Origin of the sequence: Salinadaptatus halalkaliphilus (assembly GCF_006543045.1) — an archaeon.
Lineage (GTDB): Archaea > Halobacteriota > Halobacteria > Halobacteriales > Natrialbaceae > Salinadaptatus > Salinadaptatus halalkaliphilus.
In genome coordinates this window covers 1-1,630 of record NZ_RBZW01000057.1, presented here as the reverse complement: position 1 = coordinate 1,630, position 1,630 = coordinate 1, and the positions used below count along the sequence as shown (strand labels likewise).

Genomic DNA, 1,630 nt, shown 5'->3' with positions numbered 1-1,630 from the left:
CATCTGTTCTAGTTTAGTGGCGGAGTGAAGTAGCATCTCAGCGGAGACTGTACCTAATTGGGAAGCTATTGGCTAAGAGACTGGGTTTGCTGGAGCAGTCAGTACGGATTCGTCGTGTGATACCTTCCAGGCGGCGCACTCACGGCTGTGAGTGTGTCGCCGTTCCAGAGCTGCCGCTATTGAGACAGGGGCTGCCCCGGTCGTCAGGCGAGTTCGTTACCAGAACTCGCCTGACTCAACCTGCTCACGTAATCTCGGACGATGCGGATTTGGATCACGTGAAGCCCACAGCAACAACTCATCTAAATCCGGGAGTTCGTACCCTAAATCGAGCATCACGTACAACTGAATCAGGTGTGCATGGCGTTCGACAGCGTGAGAACATCGTCGACGAGGAAGTTGCGGCGACGACGCCGCAGCGTCGTCGGCACTTTCCCGTTGTTCTGCGTCCAGTTTCCGGAGTTCATCGACGATAACACGGCTCATCAGCAGCGAGATTGCGGCCATGATGACCAGTGCCTCGATGACGTACGGATCGGTCGTGTTGATCTCGTCAAGTCCGAAGCGCGATTTCAGTTCCTTGAACAGCAATTCGATCTCCCAGCGCGCCCGATAGAGCTGTGCGATATCGGGCGCGCTATAGTCGTCTTTCGAGAGATTCGTCAGATAGAGGTGGTACTCCTCAGTATCCTCGTTCCAAACGCCGACCAGTCGGAACGTTCGGGTCGTGCTGGTGCACGACCCTCGCTTTCGCTCGAACGAGAGGGTGATGCGAACATCGATTTCCTGTCGCTGCAGGTCGTCAAGGACGTCCTGCAGCGACTCTCCTTCGAGCGGGATACTGTTGCCTCGCCATGTCCGGAGTTCGTCGACGATTTCGAAGTTTGCGTCGTCCTTCACACGGGAGACGAACCAGCCGTTGTTCTGGTCGATGCGGTCGAACAACCAGAAATCGTAGAAGCCGAGATCGAGCAAGATGAGTGCGCCAGCTACCCACTCGCCGGTGGGTAGCTGGCTCCGTTCTTGGGTTTTAGCGTCAGTTGTCCGGTATCGTGTTGGAAGGCCAGTTGAGAGTGATTCTGTCAGGTGAAGTTTCAGACCAGCCTGATCGTCGCCGGTTGCAGCGTACACATCTGCGGCGTCTTGATAGAGGGAAACGATGCTCCCATCGACGATGAGGACGTCTCGAAAGCGTTCGAGACGTCCGCTAAGGTCGGCACTTTTGGTATCGAGATTCTCGATGGCATCATCGAGAATTTCTCGAAGGAGTGCGACGAACGGTGGAGAGAACCACCCGTGGAAAGTTGCATAGGAGAGTTCGTCGCAGTCAGACATTTCAACGAACCGTTCCAGAAAAGCCTGTATAGATCGGTCTGATCCAGCAGCAAAGCCAAGTGAAAGCGTGTAGAACAGCGCAACAGCGTCGAATTTCCGTTCACGTTCGACGAGATTCGTTGCGCGAGCGCGCTCGCGCAACTCATCAGAGGGAAACGCTCTTTGAATCCGATCAACAATCACTGAATCCGGTGGGGAGTAAGTCACACTATCCACCGGATTCTCACATTCCTAGTTACTGATGATTCTAGTCCGATGTCCTTGGATGCCTCGGTGCGTTAAACTAGAACAGATG

The 1,630-nt window shown here is 54.5% G+C and carries 1 protein-coding gene; it reads right to left on the bottom strand.

Going from position 1 to position 1,630, the window contains the following annotated elements:
- Positions 1–216: 216 nt before the first annotated feature.
- Positions 217–1,551, bottom strand: coding sequence for an IS4 family transposase (locus tag D8Y22_RS16465; protein WP_141465786.1), 1,335 nt, complete (start codon positions 1,549–1,551; stop codon positions 217–219).
- Positions 1,552–1,630: the final 79 nt, after the last annotated feature.